Source organism: Aeromicrobium marinum DSM 15272 (genome assembly GCF_000160775.2).
GTDB lineage: Bacteria > Actinomycetota > Actinomycetes > Propionibacteriales > Nocardioidaceae > Aeromicrobium > Aeromicrobium marinum.
The window spans coordinates 2424462-2444241 of the sequence record NZ_CM001024.1 but is presented as its reverse complement, the minus strand read 5'-3'; the positions used below and the strand labels follow the sequence as shown (position 1 = coordinate 2444241).

The window sequence follows — 19780 nt, the reverse complement described above, 5'->3', positions numbered from 1 at the left end:
CCGGTTGGCGGGTGAGCCGGCGTTCGTGGGGCCGGTGCGGTCGCCGTTCGTGGATGTGTCGACGTCGCACGTGTTCTACGACGAGATGGCGTGGTTGGCGGAGGAGGAGATCTCGCGGGGGTATGTGGGCGGGGACGGTGCGGTGCGGTTCGATCCGTCGGCTCCGGTGTTGCGGGAGCAGATGGCGGCGTTCCTGTACCGGTTGGCGGGGGTCGACGACCCTCCACCCACACCACCCGTGGTCGAAGCGGTGCGGGACGTCTCCGGCACGGTCTCGACCGACACCGTCTGGGGTCCGGGTCGGGCGGCGGTCCATCGCGTCGTCGGTGACGTCACGGTGGCTGACGGCGTGACCCTGACCCTGCTCCCCGGGACGGTGGTGAAGTTCGCGCCGGGCCGCGGCCTGCGGGTCGACGGCGCCGTGCGGGTCGACGGGACCGCGGCCGAACCGGTCGTCCTGACGTCGGACCGGGACGACACGGCGGAGGGCGACACCAATGGGGACGGGGCGGAGAGCTCGCCGGAAGCCGGTGACTTCGCCGGGGTGGACGTCGGTCCCACCGGGAGTCTGGTGATGGAGCACGCGCGCGTCTCGTACGCCGACACCGCGGTCACGGCGACAGGGACCACCCACACGGCGGCAGAGGTCGCTCTGTCGAGCACCGCGATCACCCGATCGACGGAGTGCGTGGTCGCGAGCGGGCCGGTCGACGGCACCTTCACCGGCTCGGTGCGCGACTGCGCCGTCGGCGTCCGAGCCGACCACGCCTTCGACGCCAGGTCCGTGGACTGGGGGTCCCCCAGCGGCCCGTCCCCGTTCGGCACCGGGATCGCCGTCCATGGCGAGAACGTCGCGCTCCTGCCGTGGGCCGGCTACAGCGCACCCCCGCGCCCGCCGGTGGCCGCACCGCAACCGCCGCCGTTGGTGGCGGACTGCCGCGACGTCGTCCTGGTGGGCGTCCGCGGATCGGGGGAGTTCCCCCAAGGGCCTGACCCGTCCACCCCGGCGCTGTTCTGGTCCGACGAGATCGGGTTCGGCGTCCCCAACCACACCATCGCCACCACCGTCGTCGAACGGATCAGGCAGCAGCGGCCCTCCGCCACCGTCAAGCTGGTGGCCGTGCAGTACCTCGCCCTGCGAGTACCGACCTACGACCCGGACGTGGACTACGGGATGTTCGTCGACAGCGTCTTCGACGGCGTCGACAAGGTGCGGCAGCTGGTCGAGGCCGAGGCCGTCCGGTGCCCGTCGTCGCGGTTCGTCCTGATCGGTGCGTCCCAGGGCGCGCTGGTCCTCCACATGGCGCTGCCGACGCTCGTCGAGCAGCACGAGCGGGACCGCATCGCCGGCGTGGTGCTGCTCGCGAACCCTGCCCGTGTCGCCGGGTCGACCGAGACGCTCTGGCAGTCCGCCGGTGTTCCGGCGGTCGACGGGGTGCGGGACGCCTCCGGGTCGTGGACCGGGTTCTACCCGGGGATCGACGCCCCGATTCCCCCGTGGGCGGCAGCGCGCACCATCACCTTGTGCCGTCAGGGCGACGTGGTGTGCGCGTTCCGGCCGGGCGCCACGATGGGACCTCACCTCACCTACTCGACCGAGGACCTGCAGTCCGTCGCCGTCTGGCAGGGCGCACGGGTGGCGGCCGATCTGCCGGAGGACTGATCGAGCTGTACCGGTGGGGACTACCGTCGCGGGATGTGCCGGAACATTCGCGTGCTCCACAACTTCGATCCGCCGACGACCGATGACGAGGTCCGTGAGGCGGCCGTGCAGTTCGTCCGGAAGGTCAGTGGGTCGACCCGACCGTCGCAGGCCAACACGCCGGCGTTCGACCGTGCCGTCGACGAGATCGCCCTGGCGACGCGTCGCCTGCTCGACGACCTGGTCACCAAGGCGCCGCCGAGGAGTCGTGAGCGAGAGGCGATCAAGGGCCGCGAACGGCACGAGAAGCGGATGGAGCGCGAGGTCCGCCTCCGGACCGCCGAGTCGTGATCCTGTGGTCGCCAGGGAGCGGAGTGACCGTGAGGGCGGAGCCCGAGGCGACGCTCGCGTGGGGTTCGCCTCGCTGCGCTCACGCCCTCGTTCCTCGGGCTGGCGAACGCATGGTCGCGCGTGGTCGGTGGTTGAGGTGCTGCGAGGGACGAGCAGCCTCGAAACCACCCCTCGTGGTCGCCAGGGAGCGGAGCGACCGTGAGGGCGGAGCCCGAGGCGATTCACTCGGGTGGGGTTCGCCTCGCTGCGCTCACGCCCTCGCAAGCTCGGGCTGCCGAACGCATGGTCGCATCCTCGGTGGTTGAGGTGCTGCGAGGAACGAGCAGCCTCGAAACCACCCCTCGCGGTCGCCAGGGAGCGCAGCGACCGTGAGGGCGGAGCCCGAGGCGACTCACTTGCGTGGGTTCGCCTCGCTGCGCTCACGCCCTCGCAAGCTCGGGCTGGCGAACGGATCAGCTTCGCTCACGCGAACACCGGGGCGGGCTGGCGAACGACCGGTGCCCGGCGACGCACCGTGAGAGCATCGTGCGGACCCCTGAGGAGCCCCCGTGACCCAGCTCGACACCCCGCTGACCCTGCCCAGCGGACTGGAACTGCCGCACCGCATCGTGAAGGCGGCGATGACCGAGAACCTGTCCGACGCCGACAACCAGCCCACGACCCGGCACGAGACGCTCTACCGGCGGTGGGCCCAGGGCGCGGCCGGCGGCCTGCTCGTCACCGGCAACCTGATGGTCGACCGACGCTTCCTGGAGCGCAGCCGCAACATCGTGGCCGACGCGCACCTGGACGTCGAGCGGCTGCGTCGGGTGCGTGACGCGGCCAGCAGCTGCGCCGTCATCGCGCAGCTGAACCATCCGGGCCGCCAGACCAACCGGTTCCTCGCCTCCACCCCGGTGGCCCCGAGCGCCAGCGCCGCGGTGCCGATGATGGGCATGTTCGCGCGCCCGCGCGCCCTCGAGGCCGTCGAGATCGAGCGGATCGTCGCGGGCTTCGGCACGGCGGCGGCCCTCTGCGAGCAGGCAGGCCTCGACGGGGTGCAGGTGCACGCGGCCCACGGCTACCTGCTGGCGCAGTTCCTGTCGCCGCACGTCAACCAGCGCACCGACGCGTGGGGCGGCGACGTGGCCGGCCGCGCCCGGGCGCTGGTCGAGGCGGTGCGAGCCGCCCGGGCCAGCACCGGGTCCGGGTTCACCGTGGGCGTCAAGCTGAACTCCTCGGACTTCCGTCACGGCGGGTTCACCGAGGACGACGCCGAGGAGGTCATCCGGATGCTGGTCGCCGAGGGGGTCGACCTGATCGAGATCTCCGGCGGCACCTACGAGAGCCCGGCGTTGTTCGGTGAGGTGGAGGAGCTGGGGTCCGGGTCCAACGCCAAGGAGGCCTACTTCGCAGCCTTCGCGCGGCGTGCGCGCAGCGCCGCCGCCGGGGTCCCCATCATGCTGACCGGCGGCATCCGCACCCGGTCGGTCATGGAGGCGCTGCTCGACGACGGTGGGGTCGACCTGATCGGCCTCGGTCGCCCGCTGGCGATCGACCCCGACCTCACGGCGAAGCTGCTCGCGGGTGCCGCGGGCACGACCCTGCCCCGCTACACCCTGCCCACCGCGATCGGCTTCGCCGGTGAGTCGGAGTGGTACGAGTCCCAGATCGGCCGGATGGGGGCCGGCCAGGAGGTCAAACCCAGCCTCAACGCCGCCGTCGCCGCCACCCGCTTCGTCACCGGTGAGCTCGGCCGCGGGCTCAGTGCCCGGCGCCGTCGTGACCGGCTGGTCCGGAGCCTCGGCGCCTGACGGCGAGGTCGCTGAACCCGGTCCGCCACACTGGGGTCGTGAGCCTCTACTGCGACCTGTGCGATCTTCCCCTCGAGCAATGTGTCCACGGTCGCCCGGAGCCGGTGGTGCCGGCCAAGCCCGCAGCGGCCAGGGCCACGTCGGCGGCGCCCCGGAAGAGCCGCGCCCAGCCGCGTGTCGAGAGCCGGCGGGTGGCGGCCGCCAACTGGACCCCGCCGGCCGCCTTCCGCCCCGTCATCATCGAGGTGTTGCAGGACCTGGCCGGGGCGGGCAGCGCCGACGAGATCCTGGCCGAGGTCGAGCGGCGGATGAGCGCCGGCTTCCGGCCGGGGGACCACGACCTCGTGCAGGGCGAGGTCCGGTGGCATCGGGCGGCCCGGTTCGAGCGCAAGAACATGGTCGACGACGGTCTCCTCGACCCGATCCGTGAACGCGGTGTCTGGCAGCTGGCCGCAGGTGCCGAACCGGGCGTGTGAGGCTCCGCGCTCGCCAGGGTGCACGCTGGACCGACGAACCTCCGACGAACCTCCGACGAAAGGCAGGACGACGTGGCAGTCGACCCGACCGGACACGACCTGAAGCGCTACCTGACCGAGGATCCGGGAGGCGAGGTCGTGATGCTCAACCTGCTCCGGTTCCGGCCCGAGGGGCGGGCGTCCTACGCCTCGTACTCGCGGGAGATCCAGCCGTTCCTCGCGAAGGTCGGTGGCTCCGTGGTCTACGCGGGGGAGTGCGGCACCTCCTTGGTGCCGGCCGACGGCAGCGGGTGGGACGCCGTGCTGCTCGTGCGGTACCCGTCGCGCGCGGCGTTCTCGCAGATGGTCGCCGACCCCGACTACCAGGGCATCACGCACCTGCGCACCGAGGCGCTCGAGGAAGCCGTGCTGCAGGCCACCTCGCCCTGGGGCTGACCGTGCCGTCCGGGTGACGGGGACGGGCCCGGTTCGACGGCCGCCCGTCCGGGTACGAGCCCGGGATGAACTCCACCCACGACCACGACACCCTCACGACCGCTGACCACCGATCCCTCGGCTGGGCCGTGCTGGCGGCCGCCGTCCTGCAGGTGGTGGCGCCGCTCGTCACGATCGCCGGGCCGGGCAGTGCGCCGGGCAGCGGCGGTCCCGACCTGCTGATCACGCCGGCGAGCTGGGCGTTCTCGATCTGGGGCGTCATCTACGCCCTCGCGGTCGTCCACGCCGTCGTGGTCCTCGTCCGCGGTCCCGGCCTCGTCCCGCGCCGACTGCAGATCGACCAGCTCGTCCTCTACCTCGGGGCTGCGGCGTGGGTCGGGCTGGCGGGTCTCGACAGCAGCGTGGCCACCGCAGCAGCCCTGCTGGTGATGACCGTCGCAGCGGTCGACGGGGTGGTGGTCGCCGCTCGCGCCATCGTGTCCCCGGCATGGGCCGAGGTCCTGACCCGCGTGACCATCGGTCTGTACGCCGGCTGGGTCTCGGTGGCGGTCTTCCTCAACCTGTCGACCGCCGCGGTCAGCATCGACCTGCTGGACGCGACCGACTCCGGCTGGCAGATCGGCGTGCTCGTCGTCGCCGTGGCCACCCTGGTCGCCGTGCTGCTGGCGGCAGGAGCCAACCCGGCCTACGCCGCTGCCGGGGTGTGGGCGATGGTCGCGATCACCGTCGCCGGTGGGTCGGACCGCTCCGCCACGATCACCACGATCGCCGTGGCGGCGGCGGTCGGGCTGCTGGTGGTCGTGGGCGCGGCACGCCGACGGCTGCGAGGTCCGCGCGGCATCGTCCCCTGAGCCGGTCGCACCCCGTTGACAAGGAGCGCCCGGACGATCATATTAAACACATGATCAATAACGCGATCGAGGTCGAGGACCTCCACGTCGTCCGGGGGACGGCTCACGTGCTGCCCGGGCTCAGTCTGACGGTCCCGCGCGGCAGCATCACCGGACTGCTCGGCCCCAGCGGCTGCGGCAAGACGACCCTCATCCGGGCCATCGCCGGCATCCAGGTCGTGAGGTCGGGCACGGTCACCGTGCTCGGCGAGCCGGCCGGCGCCCCGGCCAACCGCGCCCGGGTCGGTTACGTCACCCAGGCCAGCTCGGTGTACCCGGACCTGACCGTCCGGCAGAACCTGGCCTACTTCGCCGACCTGTCCGGTGTCGGCCGCGACGCCGCGGAGGCGGCGATGCGGCAGGTGGGCCTCGACAGCCAGGCCGACACGCTCACCGGAAGCCTCAGCGGCGGCCAGCGCACCCGGGTGTCCCTCGCCGCGGCGTTGCTCACCGACTGCGAGCTGCTGCTGCTCGACGAGCCCACGGTCGGCCTCGACCCCGTCCTGCGACGCGACCTGTGGAACCTGTTCCGCCGACTCGCGGACGGTGGCACGACCCTGCTGGTGTCCAGCCACGTGATGGACGAGGCGGCCCGCTGCGACCTGGTGCTGCTGCTGCGCGAGGGTCGGCTGCTGAGCCGCGCCACCCCCGACGAGCTGCGCTCGGCGGCGGGCACCGACGACCTCGAGGAGGCCTTCCTCCTGCTGGCCGAGCGGAGCGCGGCATGAGGCGCACCGTCGCGACCGCCCGGCGGGTGCTGCAGCAGCTCGGCCACGACCGACGCAGCGTGGCGATGATCGTCGTCGTCCCGTCACTCCTGCTGGTGCTGTTCCGCTACATCTTCGACGCGCAGCCGACCGTGTTCGACCGGGTCGGGCCGCAGATGCTCGGGCTCTTCCCCTTCGTGATCATGTTCCTCATCACCTCGGTGACGATGGTCCGCGAGCGCACCTCCGGCACCCTCGAACGGCTGCTGACCACCCCGCTGCGCCGCGGGGAGCTGATCTCCGGCTACGCCCTGGCCCTCGGCGCGGCCGCGCTGGTGCAGGCGGCCGTCTGCTCGGCCGTGGCGATCTGGTTCCTCGGCCTGGACATCGACCAGCCGTGGACGCTGGGTCTGTTCGCCGTGGTGTCAGCTGTGCTCGGGACCGCGACCGGGCTGCTGGTGTCGGCCTTCGCCACCACGGAGTTCCAGGCCGTGCAGTTCATGCCCGTGGTCGTGCTGCCGCAGATCCTTCTCGGAGGACTGCTGGTCCCGCGTGCGACGATGCCTGACGTGCTGCACCGCATCTCCGACGTCCTCCCGCTGAGCTACGCGACCGACGCCATCACCGAGGTGACCCGGTCGAGCACCTTCACCGCCGGACTCGCCTCCGATCTCGCCGTCCTCGTGGGGTGCTGCGTCGTGGCCGTGGCGGGCGCGTCGCTGACCCTGCGGCGCAGGACGCCGTGACCCCGAGGCGGCGGGGCCGACCGACCGGTGGCGGCGGCGACGGCCGCGAGGCCATCCTCGCCGCCGCACGGTCCCAGTTCGCCGCTCGCGGTTTCGCGGCCACGTCGCTGCGCTCCGTCGCGACCGAGGCGGGGGTCAACGTCTCCCTCATCGGTCACTACTTCGGTGGCAAGGCCGGCCTGCTGGTCGCGACCCTCGAGCTGCCGGTCGACCCCGTGGAGCGCATCGCGTCGGTGGTGGCCGGCGGGGCCGACGGCCTCGGCGACCGACTGGTGCGCACCTTCCTGCAGACGTGGGACCCGCACCGGGACACGTTCAGCGCACTGTTCCGCACGAATCTCGGCACCGGACCCGACGCCGAGTCGCCGGCGATGGCCGCCGCCCGCGACATCGTGGTCGGGGCGCTGTCCGAGGTGCTGGAGGGGCCCGAGGTGGAGCTGCGGGCCACGTTGGTCGCGAGCACCATGATCGGCCTCGCGACCGTGCGGTACGTGGCCCGGCTCCCGGGTGTGACCGACGCGCCGATCGAGTCCGTGGTCGAGCTCGTCGGTCCGACGGTGCAGGCGCTGGTCGACCCTAGGCGCGGATGACCTTCTCCATGGCCTTGCCCTTGGCGAGCTCGTCGACGAGCTTGTCCAGCCAGCGGATCTTCTGCATCAGCGGGTCCTCGACCTCCTCGACCCGCACCCCGCAGACGACGCCGGTGATCAGCGCGGTGTGCGGTGTGAGGGGAACCTCGGCGAAGAAGTCCTCGAAGGTCGTTCCGGCCTCCAGGTGGGCGCGCAGCGCCGGCTCGTCGAGACCGGTGAACCAGCAGATCACCTCGTCGAGCTCGGCCTGCGTGCGTCCCTTGCGCTCCACCTTCGTGACGTAGTGGACGTAGACCGAGCTGACGCCGGTGGCGAAGATCCGGTGCATCCCGCGATCGTAGTCACCCTCGTCGCCTCCGGGGGTAGAGTCCCGCGCATGACGAACGACTGGCGTGCCGGTCTGGTCGACACCCTCCGTGGCCTGATCCTCGAGGCGGCCCCGGACGCGGTCGAGGAGATCAAGTGGCGCAAGGCCTCGAACCCCGACGGGGTGCCGACGTTCTCGTGCTCGGGCCTGCTGTGCACCGTCGAGACCTATCGGGACAAGGTCAAGGTGACCTTCGCGCGTGGTGCGGCGGTCGCTGATCCGACCGGGCTGTTCACGCCGAGTCCGAACGGCGGGACCCGCCGTGCGGTCGACCTGGGCGAGTCCGACCCGCTGGACCGTGATGCCTTCGTCGCCCTGGTGCGCCGGGCGGTCGACGTCAACCGCGGCTGACCACGGCCCGGTCGGGCAGCGGCAGCCCGGGTCAGTCGACGACGGTGCTGTGGGCCCGGTACTCCAGGTGGGCCAGGTCGGGGTGCCGGGCCAGCCAGCCGGAGATGAACGGGCAGATGGCCAGGACCTTCACGCCCTCGGCCTCGGCAGCCTCGACGCCGGCCCGCGCGAGGAGTGAGCCCACGCCCTGGCCCTCGTAGGCCGACCTGACCTCGGTGTGGGTGAAGGCCATCAGCTCGCCCGTGCGCAGGTAGTCGGCGAAGCCGGCGAGGGTCTCGCCGTCGTGCGCCTCGAAGCGGCTCGCCTCGGCGTGGTCGGTGACGGTGATCATGTGGTCTCCCCGGAGGCCGTGTCGGTGCGTGGTCCGTCGATGCTACGTGGCCGCGGGGTATCGGGACCAAAGTCCTGGTCATGTGCCCTGCGTCACTGCTACCTTGCTGGAAGAGGAGAGTCCGGGTCCTGGTCCGCTTGGGAGGGCGGTCGGGGCCGATCTCGACCGAGGTCGCGCGGGTGGTCTGTCCTTGAACGAGAGGGAGACTCGCATGTCCGTCACCACCACGCCCCGCCGCGTACCACCGGCGCTCCGGGTCGTCACCAGCCTGTTCCTGTCGGTCGTCGTGGCCGCCGGCCTGATGGGCGGCCCTGCGTCGGCCGCCACGACCCCGCCGGCCGAGTACGAGTGGACCGACACCCGGACGGTCACCTCGACCGTCACGGTCGAGGAGTGGGTGACGCTGGGCGTGCACGTGGGGTACGGCAAGGCGACGGCGACCGCGACCGCGACGGCGACGCGCACGGTGCGCAAGCCCACCCAGTGGGAGGCCTTCTACTGGGCCTCCTCCGATGCCTACTACGCCGCAGAGGCCGAGGCGAAGGCGTTGGCCGATGCGCAGGCCCGGCCGATCGCGCTCGCGGCGGCGCAGGCCGACGCGCAGGCGAAGGCGGATGCGGCGGCGGCCGGGGTGGAGTACACCGCGACGGCCACGCGGAGCGAGACGGTGACGGCTGAGGAGTGGGTGACGCTGGGGGTGCACGTGGGGTACGGCAAGGCGACCGCGACCGCGACGGCCACGGCGACCCGCACGGTGCGCAAGCCCACCCAGTGGGAGGCGTACTACTGGGCCTCGTACGACGCCTTCTACGCGGCGCAGGCCGAGGCGAAGGCATCGGCCGATGCGCAGGCGCGGCCCATCGCGCTCGCGGCGGCGCAGGCCGACGCGCAGGCGAAGGCGGATGCGGCGGCGGCCGGGGTGGAGTACACCGCCACGGCAACACGGACCGAGACCGTGAAGGTCGAGGAGTTCGTGACGCTGAACGGTCACGTGGGGTACGGCACGGCCACGGCGACCGCGACGGCCACGGCGACCCGCACGGTCCGCAAGCCCACGCACTGGGAGGCGTACTACTGGGCCTCGTACGACGCGTTCTACGCCGCGCAGGCCGAGGCGAAGGCATCGGCCGATGCGCAGGCGCGACCGATCGCCCGGGCAGCGGCGCTGGCCGACGCGCAGGCCAAGTACGACGCGTCGCTCCAGGGGTACAGCTACTCGCACGAGTGGACCCAGACCGAGACCGTGACCGTGAACGAGTCGGTCACGATCGGCGACTTCGTCGGGACCGGATCCGCCACGGCGACGGCCACGGCCACGGCCACCGGCACCGCCACGAAGTCCACCCACTGGGAGGCCTACTACTGGGCCGTCATCAACGCCCACGCCCTCGCGCGGGACGAGGCGCAGGCCATCGCCGCGGCCGAGGCGCGGCCCATCGCGCTGGCGCAGGCCGAGGCCGACGCCCAGGCGCAGTACGACGCCGCGCAGGACGTCCCCGACCCCGACCCGGAGGAGCCGCCGCCGGGCCCGTCGTGCGGTCCCGAGCTGCTCAAGGCCGACGGCACACCGTGGACCTGCACCTTCGTCGACGACTTCCGTGGCACGGCCCTGGACACCACCAAGTGGAGCCCGGTCACGACGGAGGAGTCCGACTTCAGCTACGGGGACTGCTTCCTCGGCGACGGCAACAACATGACCGTCGCCTCGGGCGTCCTGTCACTGACCACGCGGCAGGAGGACGAGCCGGTCACCTGCGAGCACCGGGACGGCCCGATCACCACGAACGTCACCTCGGCGGCCGTCACGAGCCTCGGGACGTTCTCGCAGACCTTCGGACGGTTCGAGATCCGTGCCGCGATGCCGCAGACCGCCGGCCCGGGCCTGCAGTCGGCCCTGTGGATGGTGCCCGACGACCCCACCTACTACGGCACCTGGCCCGGGTCGGGAGAGATCGACATCGCGGAGTTCTACTCCCAGTACCCCGACCGGATCATCCCGGCGATCCACTACAACTCGCTGCTGTCGTGGGCGACCCGGACCAACAACGAGTGCTACGTCTACGACCCGTCGAGCTTCCACCTCTACGCCGTGGAGTGGACGCCGGCGCGGATCACGGTGAAGATCGACGGCCAGACCTGCGTCGACCACCTCATCAGCCCGCTGGCGCCGCTGCTGGGCAGTGCTCCGTTCGACCGCCCCTACAACATCAACCTGACCCAGATGCTGGGGTCCGGGCCCAATGCCCTCGCGGCCGGCGCCACGTTCGAGGACGCGACGCTGAGGATCGACTACGTGCGGGCGTGGTCGTGAACCGGCCCGTCAGGCCTGCGGCTGGCGCAGGGCGGCCAGCGGTCCGGCGAACATCTCGTCCTTGATCGCCTTCAGGGTCGGACGGTCCTTGCCGGCGAGGTCGCGGACCAGGTCGGCGGCGGCACCGGGCAGGTCGTCCAGGCTGGCGGTCGCGTCGACCAGGCCGGCGGCGAGCGCGTCCGGTCCGCCGTAGCGGCGGCCGGTCGTCATGGCGTCGACGGCGGTGCGCGGCGTCACCTTCGCCTGGATCAACGCCGCCATCCCCGGGGTGAAGGGGATGAGGATGTCGACCTCGGGGAAGCACAGGAACCCGCGGTCGTCCCGCATGACCCGCCAGTCGTGGGCCATCGCGAGCATGGCGCCGGCACCGAAGGCGTGACCGTTGACCGCTGCCACGGTCGGCACCGGCAGGCTCAGCACGGTCGCGAACAGGCCGTGCACCTTCTGCACGTACGAGCCCATCTCGGTGGGGTGGGCGCCGAGCCAGTCCAGGTCCAGGCCGTTGGAGAAGAACTTGCCGGAGCCCGTGGTCACCAGTGCGGCCGGTTCGGTCGACGCGGCGACCTCCGCGAGGATCTCCTCGGTCCGGTCGATCCAGTCGGGGCTGAAGCGGTTCTCGTCGTCCCCGAGGTCCAGGGTCCAGACCGGACCGTCCTGTGTCAGGTGGGGCATGGGGGTCCTCTCGGTCGTACCGTCCGTCGTCGCGGTCAGTAGAGCACCCTGAGCGTGGGTCCGCTCAACCGGCCCGGGCTTGCGGTGGTGAAGCCGACGGGACACAGTGTCGTGATCCCTCCCGGAAGGCACACCATGTACATCGGAAGCTCCCTCGCCCTGCTCGCCGTCGGCGCGATCCTGTCGTTCGCCGTGCGGGACAGCTTCGAGGCGATCGACGTGATCACCACCGGCTACATCCTGATGGCGGTGGGCGCGCTCGGGCTGGTGGTGTCCCTGGTCGTCGGCACGTCGCGCCGTGACCCCCGTGACCCCGGCCCTCGCTGACCGCACCGCAGGGGTTTGCGCCGGTCCGAAAGGGGAACCCGTCCCGGGACACCCCCCAACGGAAGGCGCACCATGTACATCGGAAGTTCCCTCGCCCTCATCGCGGTCGGAGCGATCCTGTCGTTCGCCGTGCGCGACAACATCGAGGCGGTCGACCTCGTCGCGGCCGGCTACATCATGATGGCCGTGGGTGCCGTGGGCCTCGTCGCCTCGCTCATCATCGGCACCCAGCGTCGCGACCGGCTGGACGGGCGCGACCCTCGGGACCCGCCGCTGCGCTGAGCCGCGCGGCACCGACCACCACCCCGGTCCACCGGGGTGGTGGTCAGCCCACGATGATGTGCTCCTCCGGCAGGGTGTAGCGGCGGTGGCGGTGCGACAGCGCCAACGCGGCCCCCACCGTCACGACCCCGACCCGGCCCACGAACATCAGCAGGATCAGCACGATCTCCCCGGATGCCGGCAGGTCGAAGGTGATGCCGGTCGACAGGCCCACGGTGGCGAAGGCCGACACCGACTCGAACAACAGCGGTTCGAAGGTGTAGTCGGTCGTGATCATCATCGCCATGGTTCCCGCCATCACGACCCCGACGGCCAGCAGAGCGACGGTCAGGGCCTGGCGCTGCAGCGAGCTGGGCATCGCGCGGCCGTAGATGCCCACGCTCTGCTCGCCCCGCAGCTCGCTCCAGATGACGACCCCCAGCAGGATGAACGTGCTGACCTTGATGCCGCCCGCCGTGCCGGCACTGCCGCCGCCGATGAACATCAGCATGTTGGTGAGCATGAGGCTCTCGGAGGTCGCGGCGCTGTAGTCGATGGAGTTGAAGCCGGCCGTCCGGGGCATCACGCCGCCGGTGACCGAGGCGATGAGCTTGCCGCCGGTGTCGAGCCCCCCGATCGTGGCCGGGTTGCTCCACTCGGCGATGCCGAACCCGACGACGCCGACGACCAGCAGCATCAGCGACCCGTAGACGGTGATGCGGGTGTGGACGCTCCACCGCCGCCGGCCACGTCGGACGATCTCGCCGACGACGGGGAACCCGAGTCCGCCGATCACCACCGCGAGGCACAGCGGCAGCATGATCCACGGGTCGTCGACGAACCCGACCAGGTTGTCGGAGTACAGGGCGAACCCGGCGTTGTTGAACGCCGAGATGCCGTGGAACACCGCGTGCCAGACCGCGGTCGGCAGGTCGTCGTCGTACACCAGGCGGAACCGCGGGACGAGGATCGCGATGATCACGGTCTCGACGACCAGCACGATGACGGCCAGGCGGCGCACCAGTGACCGGACGTCGCCGAGGTCGACCGCGTGGGTCTCGGTCTGGGCGATCAGTCCGTTGCGCAGCCCCAGGTTGCGGCCGATCGTGAGCAGCAGGACCGACGCCAGGGTCATGATGCCGAACCCGCCGACCTGGATCAGCGCGAGGATGATCGCCTGACCGGTGGGCGTCCAGTAGGTGGCGGTGTCCACGGAGGTGAGTCCCGTGACGCACACGGCGGACACCGAGGTGAACAGGGCGTCGAGGAGGTCACCGCGGCCCCGCCCGGTGGTCGACATCGGCAGGGACAGCAGCACCGTGCCGATGGTGATCGTGACGAGGAACGCCGCAGGGACCACCCGGACCGGGGTCAGCCAGCGATTCATTCCACCTCCCCGGTGATCGGGCCGGACGTCACCCTACGCCTGCTGCAGGGCGGCGGCGAGGTGATCCCGCGCACGGGTGTGATGGTGGGTGACTTGTCATAGTGTGTGACACACAGTAATGTGCAGGGCATGGAACCGGACGACCTCGTACGTGGTCACCTGCAGGAGCTCAGACGCGGCACGATCGTCGTCGCGAGCCTGACGGCCCTGAAGACCCCCGGCTACGGCTACGGGCTCCTGCAGACCCTGGCCGAGCACGGGTTCCAGGTCGACGCCAACACGCTCTACCCGTTGCTCCGTCGCCTGGAGGACCAGGGCCTGCTCACCAGCGAGTGGGACACCGCCGAGAGTCGGCCGCGCAAGTTCTACCGCACCTCCCAGGAGGGCGAGTCGCTGCTGAGCACGCTGCTCGCCGATCTCGACGCCCTCCGCACATCCCTCGCCACCCTCACCGAAGGAGTCCGACCATGACGCTCCCGACCCGCTACGTGCACGCCGTCACCCGGGCCGTCCCGGAGGACCGACGGGCGGACGTCGCCGCCGAGCTCGGCGGCTCGATCGCCGACATGGTCGACGACCGCGTCGACCAGGGGCAGTCGCGCGCCGCCGCCGAACGGGCGGTGCTGACCGAGCTCGGTGACCCGGCCCGCCTGGCCGCCACCTACACCGACCGCACGCTCCATCTGATCGGCCCGACCTACTACCTCGTGTGGTGGCGCCTGATGCTGACGTTGCTGGCCTGGGTGCCGGCGACGGTGGGAGTCGTCGTGGCCGTCATCGCGGGGGCGGACGCCTCGGCCGACGCCGGCGACGTCATCAGCGCCTTCTTCGGCGCGTTCTTCCAGGTCGGGTTCCAGATCGCCTTCTGGGTCACCCTCGGCTTCGCCCTGCTCGACCGCTTCGGGGGACCCGACGGGCTGCCGGGATGGACGGTCGACGACCTGCCGGAGGTCCCTGCCGACTCCGACGTCAGCCTCACGGACGCCGTGGCCGCTGTGGTCTTCCCGCTCCTCGTGGTCGGGGCCCTGGCGTGGCAGCAGTTCCTGTCGCCGATCGGTGGTGACGAGAGGATCGCCGTGATCGACCCCGACCTGTGGTCGTCGTGGCTGCCGCTCGTGGTGGTGCTCCTGCTCGCGGAGTCTGCCCTCATGGTCGCCGTCTACCGCAACCGTCGCTGGACGATGGGGTTCGCCGGCATCAACGCCGTCGTCGCGGGCGCCTTCGCCGCGGTCGTGGTGTGGCTGACCACGCGTGAGGAGCTGTTCAACCCGGCCTTCGTCGGCGAGCTCGACTGGCTGGGCGAGAACCTCGACCTCGTGTCGAACGTCGTCGTGCTCGTGACGGTCGCGACGATGCTGGCTGACGTGGCCACCGGCTACTGGCGGGCGTTCCGCAGCCGGTCCGCCTGACGTCAGAGGTCGCGCAGCACCGTCAGGGTGGAGCGCCACGCCTCCGAGGCGGTGTCGATGACGCTGAAGTGGTCGCCGGGCACCTCGACCAGCTCGGCATCGGCCCCGGCGGCCCTGGCCCGGTCGACGTACGCGGCGGACTGCCCGATCGGCACCACCTGGTCGTCCGCCGCGTGGACGCAGCGCACGGGTACGGGCAGCGGTACCTGCTGCGCCGGGTCCGCGAGACGCCACGAGGCGTCGGGCGGGCCGCCCATCAGGGCCTGGGCGGCTCCGCCACCGAGGTTCACGTCGGCCGCACCGGCGAGGTCCAGCACGCCGGCCTGGCTGACCGCCGCCGTCACCGGCACCCGCGGCGTCCCCCACGGCGAGTCCTGCAGCGTGCCCAGCGCTGCGGCCCACACGGCCAGGTGGCCCCCCGCGGAGTGCCCGAGGGTGATCACCCGGTCCGTGGCGAGATCGGTCTCCGCGAGCAGGTCGATGCCGTCGGCGACGTCGTCGAAGGTCTGCGGGAAGCCTCCGCCGCCACCGACGCGCCGGTACTCCAGGTTCAGCACGTCCCACCCCTCCTCGACGAGCGAGCGGGCCAGCGGTCGTCCCAGCGAGAGGTCGAACCCGTCTCGCCAGAAGCCGCCGTGGATCACGACCACGACGCCGAGCGAGGTCGCCGCCGCGGTGCGGCTGAGCTCGGCGAACTGCGAGCGATCGGATCCGTACCGCAGCTCTTCCACGTCGTCGGGCCTCCTGCGGTCGGGGTCGGGCGCGCACGCCGCGAGGGCGAGCGCCCCGGCTGCGGCGATGAGCTGTCGACGGTGCATGGCTCCATGCAAGCGCCTCCGGAGGTCCGGGGCCAGCCGAGAACGACGGGGGAGCCACCCGGGGCGGCCGGTAGGATGCGGGGACCGACATGAGGAGGGGGCCGAGGTGGATGTGCGAGACCTCGACACCCTCCTGCTCGTCGGATCCGCGGTCCTGATCCTGGCGGTCCTCGCCGTCCGGCTGTCGGTCTTCGCCGGGCTCCCCTCGCTGCTCATGTACCTGGGGCTGGGTCTGGTGCTCGGCAGCTCGGGGCTGGGGATCGAGTTCGACGACCCCGACCTCGCCCTGAACTTCGGCCTCGCGGCCCTCATCCTCATCCTGGCCGAGGGCGGCATCACGACCAACTGGTCGCACGTCCGCCCGGCGATCGGGCTGGGGCTCCTGCTGGCCCTGCTCGGCTCGGTGGTGAGCGTGCTCGTGGTCGCCTCGGCGGCCCACTACCTGCTCGGCCTGGAGTGGCAGCTCGCGGTGCTGCTCGCCGCCGTGCTGACCCCCACCGATGCGGCCGCCGTGTTCTCCGTGCTCCGCACCGTGCCGCTGCGGCACCGGGTGAGCGGCACGCTGGAGGCCGAGTCGGGTCTCAACGACGCCCCCATCGTGGTGCTGGTGATCGCGATCAGCGCCGGCGACTTCGCCGAGCGGGGGGTCGGCAGCTTCATCGGCCTGATCGTGTTCCAGCTCGTGGCCGGCGCCGTGGTGGGGCTCGCGATCGGGTGGCTCGGCGGCACGTTGCTGCGTCGGGTCGCCCTGCCCGCCTCCGGTCTGTACCCCTTGGTGGTGCTGGCCTTCGCCGTCCTGGCGTACGGGTCGGCGGCGGCCGTCGGAGCCAGCGGCTTCGCCGCCGTCTACCTCGCCGCGGTCGTCCTCGGCAACACCGAGCTTCCGCACCGCACCGCCACCCGATCGTTCGTCGAGGGCATCGGCTGGCTGGCGCAGATCGGCCTGTTCGTCATGCTCGGGCTGCTGGCCAGCCCCGACGAGTTCGCGTGGGTGCACCTGTGGACCGGCCTCGCGGCCGGGGGCATCCTCACCTTCGTGGCCCGTCCGCTGTCGGTGGCGGTGTGCGCCGTGTGGTTCGGCATCGGCTGGCGCGAGCAGCTGTTCCTCGGGTGGGCCGGCCTGCGCGGCGCGGTGCCGATCATCCTGGCGACCATCCCGCTCGCCGCGGAGGTCGAGGGCGCCGACGACCTGTTCAACATCGTGTTCGTCGCCGTGGTCATCTACACGCTGGCGCAGGCTGCCCCGTTGCACTGGCTGGCCGGGTGGTGCCGGGTCCTGACCGACGTGCGGGAGCTGGAGGTCGAGGCCTCGACGCTCGACCGGCTCTCGGCCGACCTGCTCCAGATCGGTGTCGCCCCGGGCTCACGCCTGGCCGGGGTCGAGGTGGGTGAGCTCCGGCTGCCCGCGGGCGCCTCGGTGGCGCTCGTGGTGCGGGGCGACCACACCTTCGTGCCGCTGCCGACGGCCCGCATCGTGGTGCACGACGAGCTGCTCGTCGTCACGCCCCGCGCCGTGCGCGACACCGTCGAGCGTCGCCTCCGCGCGGTGGCCCGCGACGGCCGGCTCGCCGGATGGGGCGCCTGAGTCAGAGGTCGATGATCGGCACGCAGATCGCCAGGTCGCGGGTCGAGACGATCTCGGTCGGAGCCTCGGGGTTGAGGTCCTGGTAGCCGTCTCCGATGATGACCGTGACGCCGTCCTCGACGGGGATGTCGGGTTCGGCGTAGGCGATCTCGCCGACGAACTGCTGGGCCACGAGCTGGACCCGCGGGTCCTCCGGGTCGCTGGTGAGGATCGTGACGTTGGGGACCTCGACCGCGCTGGTGCTGTTGGCGATGGCGCCCTCGAGGAACCCGCGACGCTGCAGGTTGATGGTGACGCGGTTGGCCTGTCCCTCGCGGCCGGAGGCGTTGAGGACATTCACCTGGACCAGGTTGGGGGTGAGCGGCTCGCCGGTGGCCACCGCCCGGTCGGTGCACGTGGGCGCGGCGACCTGGGCCTCGCCGGCGGAGGTCAGCATCCGCACGCCCAGCAGGACCCCGGCTCCCATGACCAGGACGGCCGCGAGCAGGGTGAGGTACGGGTGCGGGCGGGTCATGAGGTGCGTCCCATCGTGAAGACCCGGGCGTGCAGCATGTGGCGCTGCTGCAGGGCGGCCCGGACGGCCCGGTGCAGGCCGTCCTCGAGGTAGAACTGGCCCTCCCAGCTCACCACGTGGGCGAACAGGTCGCCGTAGAACGTGGACTCGGCGTCCAGGAGCAGGGCGAGGTCGAGCTGCGTGCGGGTGGTGGTGAGGTCGTCGAGGCGGACCTGGCTGGGCGAGATCTCGGCCCACTGCGCCGGGGTGAGTCCGTGCTCGGGGTAGGGCCGCCCCTCGCCCACGTGCCGGAAGATCACCCGGTCAGTGTAGACAGCCCGGACCCGGCGGATCGGTAGCCTGCAGCCATGAGCAGCGGTGGCGTGACGTCCGGACCGACCGACGACCCGGTGGAGGCTGCTCGACAGGCCGCGGAGCAGGCCGAACAGGTGGCCGCCGAGGCGCGAAGGCGGGCCGACGAGCTCGCCGCGGCTGCGCAGGAGGCCGCCACCGCCGCCCGGGAGCCCGAGCCGGCGCCGGCGCCGGCGCCTGCGCCGGTGCCCGAGCCGACCTCGATCGTCGAGACCGTGCAGGCCGGCTACGCCTTCGACGGGCCGGCGTTGGAGCTGGGGGTGCTCGTCGTCGACGGCGAACCCGAACCTGCCGCGCCCGTGCGCATCCCCGTCGGCATGCTGAACCGGCACGGCCTGGTCGCCGGCGCCACGGGAACGGGCAAGACCCGCACGCTGCAGCTGATGGCCGAGCAGCTCAGCGCCGCCGGCGTGGCGGTGTTCGCCGCCGACATCAAGGGCGACCTGTCGGGCCTGTCGGTCCCGGGGGAGTCGAGCCCGAAGCTGCTCGAGCGCTGCGCCGGCATCGGGCAGGACTGGGAGCCGGCCGGCACCCCCACGGAGTTCTTCACCCTCGGCGGTCGCGGCACGGGTGTGCCCGTCCGGGCCACCGTGGAGTCGTTCGGGCCGGTCCTGCTGGCCAGGGTGCTGGACCTCAACACGACCCAGGAGTCGTCGCTCTCGCTGGTCTTCCACTGGGCCCGCAAGGCCGGCCGGCCGCTCGTCACCCTCGCCGACCTGCGAGCCGCGGTGCAGCACCTCGTGAGCGCGGAGGGCAAGGCCGACCTGACCGATCTCGGCGGGCTGTCCAAGGCGACCGCCGGCGTGATCCTGCGCGAGCTGATCGGGTTCGCCGACGGGGGAGCCGACGTCTTCTTCGGCACCCCGCAGATCCGCACGGAGGACTTCCTGCGGGTCGACGAGCAGGGTCGCGGCATCGTCTCGTTGCTGGAGCTGCCGTCGGTCCATGACCAGCCGGCCCTGTTCTCGACCTTTCTCATGCACCTGCTGACGCAGCTGTTCAGCGACCTGCCCGAGGTCGGCGACCTCGACCGGCCCAAGCTCGTGTTCTTCTTCGACGAGGCCCACCTGTTGTTCCGCGACGCGTCGAAGGACTTCCTCGAGACCGTGGCCCAGACCGTCCGCCTGATCCGGTCGAAGGGTGTGGGCATCGTGTTCGTCACCCAGACGCCCAAGGACGTCCCCGCGGACGTGCTGGCCCAGCTCGGGTCCCGGGTGCAGCACCAGCTCCGGGCCCACACCCCCGACGACGCGAAGGCGCTGCGGGCCACGGTGTCGACCTACCCGCACTCGACCTACGACCTCGCCGAGGTCCTGACCCAGCTCGCCACCGGCGAGGCGGTGGTGACCGTCATGAGCGAGAAGGGTGCCCCGACGCCGGTCGCCTGGACCCGGCTGCGAGCCCCGCAGGGCTCGATGGAACCGGCACCGCCCGAGCACGTGGCGGCCGCGGTCGCGGCCTCGCCC

24 protein-coding genes are annotated in these 19780 nt (G+C 71.9%); 17 read left to right on the top strand and 7 right to left on the bottom strand.

The annotated features are described in order from the left end of the window. From HMPREF0063_RS12445 to HMPREF0063_RS12405, 9 genes are all read left to right on the top strand, one after another. The coding region (locus tag HMPREF0063_RS12445; protein ID WP_007079035.1) for a cutinase family protein at positions 1-1663 on the top strand (1663 nt) is incomplete at its 5' end. Between the two features lie 33 nt (positions 1664-1696). Then, complete coding sequence (locus tag HMPREF0063_RS12440; RefSeq protein WP_040320273.1) at positions 1697-1993, top strand: DUF2277 domain-containing protein; 297 nt, start codon at positions 1697-1699, stop codon at positions 1991-1993. Between the two features lie 548 nt (positions 1994-2541). Further along, positions 2542-3786 (top strand): oxidoreductase, encoded by a 1245-nt coding sequence (locus tag HMPREF0063_RS12435; protein WP_007079033.1) that lies wholly within the window; start codon positions 2542-2544, stop codon positions 3784-3786. A gap of 38 nt (positions 3787-3824) precedes the next feature. Continuing rightward, a complete protein-coding gene (locus HMPREF0063_RS12430) occupies positions 3825-4262 on the top strand; it encodes a hypothetical protein (RefSeq protein ID WP_007079032.1) in 438 nt (145 codons plus the stop codon). A gap of 72 nt (positions 4263-4334) precedes the next feature. Then, positions 4335-4697, top strand: coding sequence for a DUF1330 domain-containing protein (locus HMPREF0063_RS12425; protein ID WP_007079031.1), 363 nt, complete (start codon positions 4335-4337; stop codon positions 4695-4697). Positions 4698-4762: 65 nt separating this feature from the next. Continuing rightward, positions 4763-5548 carry a hypothetical protein gene (locus HMPREF0063_RS12420; protein ID WP_007079030.1) on the top strand — a complete coding sequence of 262 codons (786 nt, stop codon included), beginning with the start codon at positions 4763-4765 and terminating at the stop codon, positions 5546-5548. A 50-nt stretch (positions 5549-5598) separates the two neighbouring features. Next, positions 5599-6315 (top strand): ABC transporter ATP-binding protein, encoded by a 717-nt coding sequence (locus tag HMPREF0063_RS12415; protein WP_007079029.1) that lies wholly within the window; start codon positions 5599-5601, stop codon positions 6313-6315. Further along, positions 6312-7040, top strand: coding sequence for an ABC transporter permease (locus HMPREF0063_RS12410; protein WP_007079028.1), 729 nt, complete (start codon positions 6312-6314; stop codon positions 7038-7040). The genes HMPREF0063_RS12415 and HMPREF0063_RS12410 overlap by 4 nt, the downstream gene beginning before the upstream one ends. Then, a complete protein-coding gene (locus HMPREF0063_RS12405) occupies positions 7037-7630 on the top strand; it encodes a TetR/AcrR family transcriptional regulator (protein ID WP_040320272.1) in 594 nt (197 codons plus the stop codon). Before HMPREF0063_RS12410 ends, HMPREF0063_RS12405 begins: the two co-directional genes overlap by 4 nt. Here the strand turns inward: HMPREF0063_RS12405 and HMPREF0063_RS12400 are convergent. Then, positions 7617-7958, bottom strand: coding sequence for a DUF2200 domain-containing protein (locus HMPREF0063_RS12400; RefSeq protein WP_007079026.1), 342 nt, complete (start codon positions 7956-7958; stop codon positions 7617-7619). The genes HMPREF0063_RS12405 and HMPREF0063_RS12400 overlap by 14 nt on opposite strands. Positions 7959-8006: 48 nt before the next feature. Between HMPREF0063_RS12400 and HMPREF0063_RS12395 the strand changes: the two genes are divergently transcribed. Then, complete coding sequence (locus HMPREF0063_RS12395) at positions 8007-8348, top strand: DUF1801 domain-containing protein (RefSeq protein WP_007079025.1); 342 nt, start codon at positions 8007-8009, stop codon at positions 8346-8348. A 31-nt stretch (positions 8349-8379) separates the two neighbouring features. Here HMPREF0063_RS12395 and HMPREF0063_RS12390 read toward each other — a convergent pair whose 3' ends face one another. Further along, a complete protein-coding gene (locus HMPREF0063_RS12390; RefSeq protein WP_007079024.1) occupies positions 8380-8679 on the bottom strand; it encodes a GNAT family N-acetyltransferase in 300 nt (99 codons plus the stop codon). 211 nt (positions 8680-8890) lie between these two features. Between HMPREF0063_RS12390 and HMPREF0063_RS16630 the strand changes: the two genes are divergently transcribed. Then, positions 8891-10990, top strand: coding sequence for a glycoside hydrolase family 16 protein (locus HMPREF0063_RS16630; protein WP_007079023.1), 2100 nt, complete (start codon positions 8891-8893; stop codon positions 10988-10990). Between the two features lie 9 nt (positions 10991-10999). Here HMPREF0063_RS16630 and HMPREF0063_RS12380 read toward each other — a convergent pair whose 3' ends face one another. Further along, entirely contained in the window at positions 11000-11662 is a 663-nt protein-coding gene (locus HMPREF0063_RS12380; protein WP_040320271.1) for an enoyl-CoA hydratase-related protein, read from the bottom strand. Positions 11663-11797: 135 nt separating this feature from the next. On the opposite strand from HMPREF0063_RS12380, the gene HMPREF0063_RS12375 reads away from it, so the two are divergent. Together HMPREF0063_RS12375 and HMPREF0063_RS12370 are read left to right on the top strand one after the other, a co-directional pair. Beyond that, positions 11798-11989 (top strand): DUF6458 family protein, encoded by a 192-nt coding sequence (locus HMPREF0063_RS12375; protein WP_007079021.1) that lies wholly within the window; start codon positions 11798-11800, stop codon positions 11987-11989. A 72-nt stretch (positions 11990-12061) separates the two neighbouring features. Then, the gene (locus HMPREF0063_RS12370; RefSeq protein ID WP_007079020.1) at positions 12062-12271 is read left to right on the top strand and encodes a DUF6458 family protein; all 210 of its coding nucleotides are present in this window, start codon (positions 12062-12064) and stop codon (positions 12269-12271) included. A gap of 43 nt (positions 12272-12314) precedes the next feature. Here HMPREF0063_RS12370 and HMPREF0063_RS12365 read toward each other — a convergent pair whose 3' ends face one another. Further along, positions 12315-13637 (bottom strand): TrkH family potassium uptake protein, encoded by a 1323-nt coding sequence (locus HMPREF0063_RS12365; protein ID WP_007079019.1) that lies wholly within the window; start codon positions 13635-13637, stop codon positions 12315-12317. 129 nt (positions 13638-13766) lie between these two features. Between HMPREF0063_RS12365 and HMPREF0063_RS12360 the strand changes: the two genes are divergently transcribed. Both HMPREF0063_RS12360 and HMPREF0063_RS12355 read left to right on the top strand, forming a co-directional pair. Beyond that, a complete protein-coding gene (locus HMPREF0063_RS12360) occupies positions 13767-14108 on the top strand; it encodes a PadR family transcriptional regulator (RefSeq protein ID WP_007079018.1) in 342 nt (113 codons plus the stop codon). After that, the gene (locus HMPREF0063_RS12355) at positions 14105-15046 is read left to right on the top strand and encodes a permease prefix domain 1-containing protein (protein ID WP_007079017.1); all 942 of its coding nucleotides are present in this window, start codon (positions 14105-14107) and stop codon (positions 15044-15046) included. Before HMPREF0063_RS12360 ends, HMPREF0063_RS12355 begins: the two co-directional genes overlap by 4 nt. A gap of 2 nt (positions 15047-15048) precedes the next feature. Here the strand turns inward: HMPREF0063_RS12355 and HMPREF0063_RS12350 are convergent, their stop codons facing one another. Next, complete coding sequence (locus HMPREF0063_RS12350; protein WP_007079016.1) at positions 15049-15864, bottom strand: alpha/beta hydrolase family protein; 816 nt, start codon at positions 15862-15864, stop codon at positions 15049-15051. 106 nt (positions 15865-15970) lie between these two features. Here HMPREF0063_RS12350 and HMPREF0063_RS12345 point away from each other — a divergent pair, with 106 nt between their 5' ends. Continuing rightward, the gene (locus HMPREF0063_RS12345) at positions 15971-17449 is read left to right on the top strand and encodes a potassium/proton antiporter (protein ID WP_007079015.1); all 1479 of its coding nucleotides are present in this window, start codon (positions 15971-15973) and stop codon (positions 17447-17449) included. A 1-nt stretch (position 17450) separates the two neighbouring features. Here the strand turns inward: HMPREF0063_RS12345 and HMPREF0063_RS12340 are convergent, their stop codons facing one another. After that, entirely contained in the window at positions 17451-17963 is a 513-nt protein-coding gene (locus HMPREF0063_RS12340) for a LytR C-terminal domain-containing protein (RefSeq protein WP_007079014.1), read from the bottom strand. Then, a complete protein-coding gene (locus HMPREF0063_RS12335; RefSeq protein WP_007079013.1) occupies positions 17960-18262 on the bottom strand; it encodes a type II toxin-antitoxin system VapB family antitoxin in 303 nt (100 codons plus the stop codon). The genes HMPREF0063_RS12340 and HMPREF0063_RS12335 overlap by 4 nt, the downstream gene beginning before the upstream one ends. Before the next feature lie 48 nt (positions 18263-18310). Between HMPREF0063_RS12335 and HMPREF0063_RS12330 the strand changes: the two genes are divergently transcribed. After that, positions 18311-19780 (top strand): helicase HerA-like domain-containing protein (locus HMPREF0063_RS12330; RefSeq protein WP_007079012.1); only part of this gene is annotated, 1470 nt, incomplete at its 3' end.

Excerpts from the sequence above, each read along its gene's own strand:
- HMPREF0063_RS12440 (WP_040320273.1), top strand. The coding sequence starts at position 1,697 with ATGTGCCGGAACATTCGCGTGCTCCACAACTTCGATCCGCCGACGACC.
- HMPREF0063_RS12420 (WP_007079030.1), top strand. The coding sequence starts at position 4,763 with ATGAACTCCACCCACGACCACGACACCCTCACGACCGCTGACCACCGA.
- HMPREF0063_RS12415 (WP_007079029.1), top strand. The coding sequence starts at position 5,599 with ATGATCAATAACGCGATCGAGGTCGAGGACCTCCACGTCGTCCGGGGG.
- HMPREF0063_RS12410 (WP_007079028.1), top strand. The coding sequence starts at position 6,312 with ATGAGGCGCACCGTCGCGACCGCCCGGCGGGTGCTGCAGCAGCTCGGC.
- HMPREF0063_RS12400 (WP_007079026.1), bottom strand. The coding sequence starts at position 7,958 with ATGCACCGGATCTTCGCCACCGGCGTCAGCTCGGTCTACGTCCACTAC.
- HMPREF0063_RS12395 (WP_007079025.1), top strand. The coding sequence starts at position 8,007 with ATGACGAACGACTGGCGTGCCGGTCTGGTCGACACCCTCCGTGGCCTG.
- HMPREF0063_RS12390 (WP_007079024.1), bottom strand. The coding sequence starts at position 8,679 with ATGATCACCGTCACCGACCACGCCGAGGCGAGCCGCTTCGAGGCGCAC.
- HMPREF0063_RS16630 (WP_007079023.1), top strand. The coding sequence starts at position 8,891 with ATGTCCGTCACCACCACGCCCCGCCGCGTACCACCGGCGCTCCGGGTC.
- HMPREF0063_RS12380 (WP_040320271.1), bottom strand. The coding sequence starts at position 11,662 with ATGCCCCACCTGACACAGGACGGTCCGGTCTGGACCCTGGACCTCGGG.
- HMPREF0063_RS12375 (WP_007079021.1), top strand. The coding sequence starts at position 11,798 with ATGTACATCGGAAGCTCCCTCGCCCTGCTCGCCGTCGGCGCGATCCTG.
- HMPREF0063_RS12370 (WP_007079020.1), top strand. The coding sequence starts at position 12,062 with ATGTACATCGGAAGTTCCCTCGCCCTCATCGCGGTCGGAGCGATCCTG.
- HMPREF0063_RS12365 (WP_007079019.1), bottom strand. The coding sequence starts at position 13,637 with ATGAATCGCTGGCTGACCCCGGTCCGGGTGGTCCCTGCGGCGTTCCTC.
- HMPREF0063_RS12360 (WP_007079018.1), top strand. The coding sequence starts at position 13,767 with ATGGAACCGGACGACCTCGTACGTGGTCACCTGCAGGAGCTCAGACGC.
- HMPREF0063_RS12355 (WP_007079017.1), top strand. The coding sequence starts at position 14,105 with ATGACGCTCCCGACCCGCTACGTGCACGCCGTCACCCGGGCCGTCCCG.
- HMPREF0063_RS12350 (WP_007079016.1), bottom strand. The coding sequence starts at position 15,864 with ATGCACCGTCGACAGCTCATCGCCGCAGCCGGGGCGCTCGCCCTCGCG.
- HMPREF0063_RS12340 (WP_007079014.1), bottom strand. The coding sequence starts at position 17,963 with ATGACCCGCCCGCACCCGTACCTCACCCTGCTCGCGGCCGTCCTGGTC.